This is a genomic window from Parafannyhessea sp. (assembly GCF_051876455.1).
GTDB lineage: Bacteria > Actinomycetota > Coriobacteriia > Coriobacteriales > Atopobiaceae > Parafannyhessea.
Genome location: NZ_JBJEHW010000038.1, coordinates 1 through 5,136, shown reverse-complemented (window position 1 = coordinate 5,136; position 5,136 = coordinate 1). Strand labels below are relative to the sequence as shown.

At 66.6% G+C, this 5,136-nt stretch carries 5 protein-coding genes; 1 reads left to right on the top strand and 4 read right to left on the bottom strand.

Annotated features, from left to right (window positions below):
• The 4 genes from secF to ACI38Z_RS01815 form a co-directional block, all read right to left on the bottom strand.
• A partial coding sequence (gene secF / locus ACI38Z_RS01830; RefSeq protein ID WP_439788482.1) for a protein translocase subunit SecF occupies positions 1-691 on the bottom strand: 691 nt, incomplete at its 3' end.
• On the bottom strand, positions 684-2,177 hold the full coding sequence (gene secD / locus ACI38Z_RS01825; protein ID WP_439788481.1) for a protein translocase subunit SecD: 1,494 nt from the start codon (positions 2,175-2,177) through the stop codon (positions 684-686). The genes secD and secF, both read right to left, overlap by 8 nt.
• Before the next feature lie 111 nt (positions 2,178-2,288).
• A complete protein-coding gene (tgt, locus tag ACI38Z_RS01820; RefSeq protein ID WP_439788480.1) occupies positions 2,289-3,446 on the bottom strand; it encodes a tRNA guanosine(34) transglycosylase Tgt in 1,158 nt (385 codons plus the stop codon).
• A gap of 135 nt (positions 3,447-3,581) precedes the next feature.
• A complete protein-coding gene (locus ACI38Z_RS01815; RefSeq protein WP_439788479.1) occupies positions 3,582-3,860 on the bottom strand; it encodes an HPr family phosphocarrier protein in 279 nt (92 codons plus the stop codon).
• Between the two features lie 249 nt (positions 3,861-4,109).
• Between ACI38Z_RS01815 and ACI38Z_RS01810 the strand changes: the two genes are divergently transcribed.
• A partial coding sequence (locus tag ACI38Z_RS01810; protein ID WP_439788478.1) for a hypothetical protein occupies positions 4,110-5,136 on the top strand: 1,027 nt, incomplete at its 3' end.

Below are 5,136 nucleotides of genomic sequence, written 5' to 3'. Positions count from 1 at the left end.
AGTTCGCAATCTGGTGGTACGTGCGGTGCACGCCGTCCTTGAGCTGCTTGGCGTTCTCGTTCACGCGGTTGAACTCGACCACCGTGTCGTAGAGCGAGTAGCCCATGATGGTGAGGAGGGCGGCCACCACGTTGGGCGTAATGGGCGTCTGGGTCCAGGCGTAGACGCCGAGCGTGATCACGAGGTCGTGCAGCAGCGCGACGACGGCCGTGATGGACATCTTGAACTCGTAGCGGATGGAGACGTACGCGATGATGAGCGCGATGGCGATCACGAAGGCGAACGCCGACGAGCGCGTGACGTCCGCGCCCCAGTCGGGCCCGATGGTGGTCGCGGTGTAGTTCTGGGACGTGAGGCCGAGCGTCTTGGCGGCCGCCGCGGCGTGGCGGTTGGCCGTCGAGGGGTCGGTTGTCTCGAGGCGCACGATGAAGCCCCTCTTGGCGTCGCTCACCGTCGTCTGCACGGAGGGGTCCTTCTCCCCCGCCTTCACGAGTGCCGAGCGCATCTGCGAGATGGTGATGGAGCCGGTGTCCGTGAAGTCGATCTCCGTGCCGCCCTTGAACTCGATGCCGAAGACGAGCCCGCGGACGACGAGGCCGACGACCGCCAGCACGACGAGCACGCAGGACAGCGTGAGGAGCTGCCTCCTGTGCTGGATGAAGGGAATCTCGTGCCTGAAGTGACTACGCATTGCGGGCACCTCCCTTCTGGTCCCTCTCGTCTGCCTTGCGACGCGCCTCCGCGAGGTCCTGGTCCACGCCCCAGAACGCCGGGTGGCGCTCAATGGTGCCCAGTGCGAGCAGGCGCAGCGCGGGCGCCTTGAAGCAGAACATGGTGATGACGTCGCACACGATGCCGAGTGCGAGCGTGAGGCCGAAACCCTTGACCGAGCCGATCGCGAAGAAGAACAGCGCGAGCGCGCACACGAGCTGGACGGCGTCCGCGTCGAGCGACGTCATGATGCCGTGCTTGGCGCCGGAGACCGACGCCTGCTTGACGGTCCTGCCCATGCGGATCTCCTCGCGGAAGCGCTCGAGCACGAGGATCGACGAGTCGGCCGCGGAGCCCGTGGTGAGCACGACGCCCGCAAGGCCCGGCAGCGTGAGCGCGAAGAGCCCGAAGTGCGAGAGAAGCGCGAGGATCCCCAGGTAGACGATGCCGAACACCGCGAGCGAGCCCATGGTGAGGATGCCGAGGCCGCGGTAGAACACGAAGAGGTACACGATGACGATCGCAAGGCCGATGCCGATGGCGAACACGCCCTGGGTGAGCGAGTCCTGGCCGAGCGTGGGGCCGACGACGCGGCTCTCGGAGTACTTGAGGGTGACGGGAAGCGAGCCGGAGTCGAGCACGGTCTTGAGCGACTTGGCCTCGCTCAGCGTGAACTTGCCCGTGATCGACACCTCTCCGCCCGTGATCTCGCTCTGGACCGCCGGCGCGGACTTCACCACGCCGTCGAGCACGATGGCGATGCGGCCGTTGGTGGGCGCGAGCTCCTTGGTGACCTCGGCAAAGTCCTTGGTGCCCTCGGAGTCGAGCTTGACGTTGACGGAGTAGTAGCCGGAAAGCGAGTTGCTCGACTGCCCCACCGAGACGCTCTTGACGTGCTTGCCGGTCATGAACGGGGTGTACGTGCCGCTCTTGAGCTTCACGTTCTCGGTCCCGGCATTGATCTTGGCGAGCGCGTCGGCGTCCCCGATCTCGTCCAGGCGCACGAACTCGAGCAGGCCCGTCTGGCCGATGGTCTTGATGGCCTGGTTCGCGTTGGTGGCGCCGGGGATCTGGATCAGGATGGACTTGCTGCCCTGCTGCTGCACCGTGGTCTCGGACGCGCCGAGCGAGTTGACGCGGTTCTGCACGATGGTCGTGGCCGTCGCCATGTCCTCGGCCGAGGGCGTCTTGCCGTTTGACTTGCTCGCGGTCATGATGACCGACACGCCGCCGCGGATGTCGAGTCCCTGGGTGATCTTCTCGCCCACGGGGGTGAAGCCGATGACGCACGCCACGAGCACGGCGAGAAGAACCACCAGCGTGCTCACGTACCGTCTCTTGTGCGGGTCGCTCCTCCTGCCCCTGCGGCGCGCCTTTGGCGCCTTGTCCCTCTTGGCCGCGGACTCCGTGGCGTTCCAGCGGTCAACGCCGGACAGGGACTCGGAGGACTTCTTGTCTCGAGCCATAAACCTTAGCCTTCTGTCTGGGGGCACGTGCCCCGGGTGTTTCGACTCGTCCAATGATAGAACACTTGGCCGAGTTCATCGCGGCGCGCCACGGCGCCGCCTCGCGCGCCGCTACCAGTCGCTGGCGGCGGGGAGCTCGTCCCATGCCCGCACGAACTCGCCGTAGCGGTGCTCGATGATGGCCTGGCGGGCTCGGCGCATGAGGTCGAGCAGGTAGTAGACGTTGTGGAGGGACAGCAGGATGGAGCCCACCATCTCCTTCTGCTTGACCAGGTGATGTATGTAGGCGCGGCTGTAGCCGCCCGTGCACACGGGGCAGGTGCAGTCCGCGTCGATGGGGCCCGCGTCGTGCGTAAAGCGCGAGTTCTTGAAGTTGAGGCGACCCTCGCTCGAGAACGCGGACCCCATGCGCGCCGTCCTGGTGGGCAGCACGCAGTCGAACATGTCGATGCCGTACTCCACGCCGTGCACGAGCGTCGTGGGGTTGCCCACGCCCATGAGGTAGCGGGGCTTGTTGCGCGGCATGTACTCGCTCGCGAGCGGGGCGAGCGTCTCGAACATGGTCTCGTGGTCCTCGCCCACGGAGTAGCCGCCTATGCCATAGCCCGGGAAGTCGCCACAGTCCTCCAGGTGGCGAAGCGACCTCAGGCGCAGGTCCATGTGCATGCCGCCCTGCACGATGCCGAAGAGCGCCTGGTCCTCGCGGGTGTGTGCCCTGTAGCAGCGCTCGGCCCACATGCCGCTCAGCTCTACGGCGCGCTCCACGAAGGAGCGGGTCGCCGGGTAGCCCGGGCACTGGTCGAGCTGCATCACGATGTCGGCCCCCAGCTTCTGGGCGATGTCCATGTTGCGCTCGGGCGTCCAGAACACGTGGCTGCCGTCGTAGTCGACGGTACGGAACTCCACGCCGTCATCCGTGAGCTTGGTGAACTCGCCGTGGCTGAACACCTGGAAGCCGCCGGAGTCCGTGAGGATCGGATGGTGCCACTGCATGAAGTCGTGCAGGCCGCCCATCTCGGCCACGACGTCCTCGCCGGGACGGTTGGAGAGGTGGTACGTGTTCGCGAGCACGATCTTTGCGCCCAGCCGCTCGAGCTGCGGGGGGAGTATGCCCTTGACCGTGGCCTTGGTGCCGACGGGCATGAAGATGGGCGTCGGGACGTCGCCGTGGGGCGTGTGCAGCACGCCGGCACGTGCGTGCGTCGTGGGGTCCTCCGCGACGATGTCGTAGGTGAACCACGTGCTTCTTGGGTTTGCGTAGTCGCTCATGGGTGAGGTACCTCGTTCTTCTCGCCTGCGCAGGCGTCCGCCCGCGCATGGGCAAGCCTAGCATACATACGGAAGGGAGCCCGGAACTGGCTGTGCCAGCGCCGGGCTCCCTGATCGCGACGTTATTTGCAGCCGCTACTCGAACAGGTTGGAGTCGCCGTCCTTGATGCCGAGGAGGGCGCCGAGCGCCTCGTTCTCGTCCGCGCCGTCGCAGGAGATCTCGACCTTGGTGCCGGTGCCGAGGCCAGCGGCGAGGATCATCATGATGGACTTGGCGTTGACGGGAGCGGAGCCCTTGTCGAGGTCCTTGATGGTGACGGTGCTCTGGTACTGCTTGGCAACCTGGACGAACTGGGAAGCGGGACGAGCGTGAAGACCAGTCGGGCTGACGATGGAAACTTGCTTGGAAACCATGGCGCACTCCTTAATGACCTTTGCGGCCAAGGCGGCAAGCCCCGGCCCAAAATTGACCTACGTGGTGATTATAGTAACAAAAAACACACGGCGGATGGTCATTGGATGCCAAAAACGACCATCGGTCCCGCGAGGCGTGCACCCGAGCGGCCGTGTTCTAAAATTTGCTACGACGCAGAGGACACGAGGGCGGCGCCCGCGGCGGGACTACCCGGCGCCGGAACCGCATGAGACACCGAGGGGAAACGCATGCCAGACGCTCGCGACAAGCAGGAGACACAGACGACCGCGAATCCCGACGAGGAGTCGAAGTCCGGCCTCGAGTATCCCGACGCCGTGCCCGCCGGCGCGGAGGACCTCCCCGTGATCACGAAGGGCGACCTCGACGCCAAGGGCAAGGACGGTGCCGAGAAGAACGGGAAGTCCGGCGCCGCGGGCGATTCCGGGAACCCGCTCACGGGCGGCTTTGGCGCCATCCGCCAGGTCCGCGCCGCATCCAAGCGCCACGCGGACGCGCGCGAGAAGGTCAAGAGCCTCAAGTCGGAGCTCGAGAAGAGCCAGAAGACGCTCGACCACCGCAACAAGGTGGAGGCCAACTACCAGAAGATCGTCGGCGAGCAGTCCAAGCAGCTCGACATGCAGGGACAGGCCGTCGCGCGCGCCGAGTCCGTCATCAACGAGCAGGGCGCCCAGAAGTCCGAGCTCGAGAAGAGCCTCGCCCAGATGAAGAACGAGCACGAGGAGCAGCTCCGCCCCTACCGCGAGCTCATGGAGTCAACCAAGGGCCGCGCCGACGACGCCGCGAAGACGCTGGCGGATGCCAAGCGCCAGGCCAAGGCCGCCGACCAGCAGCTGGGCGACGCCACGAAGCGCCGCGAGCAGAGCGTCACCTCCGCGAGCAGGTCCGTCGACAACTCGCAGGAGCGCCTGCGCAAGGCCGAGGCGGAGCTCGACGCCCTCAGGAGCGACGATGGCGCCTCCCCCGCCGTCGTCCAGAAGAAGCAGAGCGACATCGTGGCGGAGCGCGCGCACCTCGACGCGGCCCGCGCCGAGCTAGAGCGCGCCACGAAGGAGGGAAAGGACCTGGTCGACGGCGCCCAGGCGAACCTGTTTGCCCAGCGCCACGCCCTGGAGACCGCAGAGACCGCAGCGGACGTGGCCAAGCGCGAGGCCGACGAGCGCCGGGAGGAGTACGAGCGCCTCTACAACAAGGCCATGGCCGAGGAGAAGGGCGTCTCGGACGAGATCGCGAAGCGCGACCGCGCCATGACGGCCG

Bases quoted from the DNA above. Each gene is read 5' to 3' on its own strand.
- secD (WP_439788481.1), bottom strand. From the start codon at position 2,177: ATGGCTCGAGACAAGAAGTCCTCCGAGTCCCTGTCCGGCGTTGACCGC.
- tgt (WP_439788480.1), bottom strand. From the start codon at position 3,446: ATGAGCGACTACGCAAACCCAAGAAGCACGTGGTTCACCTACGACATC.
- ACI38Z_RS01815 (WP_439788479.1), bottom strand. From the start codon at position 3,860: ATGGTTTCCAAGCAAGTTTCCATCGTCAGCCCGACTGGTCTTCACGCT.